Below are 594 nucleotides of genomic sequence, written 5' to 3'. Positions count from 1 at the left end.
TTAATGGAGTATCGGTATAACAGCTTTCTGTTGGATGTCCGATATTCCGTCCGTACAGCAAAGGCGTGTAACGATATACGAGACCCAGCTCGGAATCGCGGTCCACTAGGTTCACAACCACCGTCTTTACTGAAGCCATTCGGGCATCCGGCGACGACTGCTCGTGAAACAGCAGCTCCGCCTCATACGATCCTGCCTCAAAAAACCCAAGCAACCGCGGATACTCCAGCCAACGATCACCGAAAAACAAGATGATATCCTGGTTGTATTCCCCGTTCAGCAAGACCTTGAGCATTACGGACTCCCTGCCCTCAAACCGCCAGTCCCCGTTGCAAGCCGCAGTCAGCATAAATTCCATAAAACCTGCCTTCGACATATGAAAAGACAGCCGGACACCCTGTCCGGCTTCAACAACCGCCGGATTTTCCGGCTCGAAATGCATCAATTGTTCTCTCATTTATTGTCGCTCCTCCCGAATCATACTGCGAATATAGAAATAACCCATAAACGAGCAAAGCACGAACATAAATACGGCCGTTGCACTCGTTTTGCCGATTTCCTTGTATACGCCGAACATCTGCTCCATTGCGACCC

General features: G+C 50.2%; 1 pseudogene. It reads right to left on the bottom strand.

The features are described 5' to 3' along the window. A pseudogene (locus LRL21_RS44795) lies at positions 1-457 on the bottom strand (hypothetical protein); the annotation flags it as partial. Between the last annotated feature and the right edge of the window lie 137 nt (positions 458-594).

It is taken from the genome of Paenibacillus periandrae (assembly GCF_022458865.1).
Lineage (GTDB): Bacteria > Bacillota > Bacilli > Paenibacillales > NBRC-103111 > Paenibacillus_S > Paenibacillus_S periandrae.
Note: the sequence above shows the minus strand (reverse complement) of the source record. Positions and strands in the feature narration are given on the sequence as shown.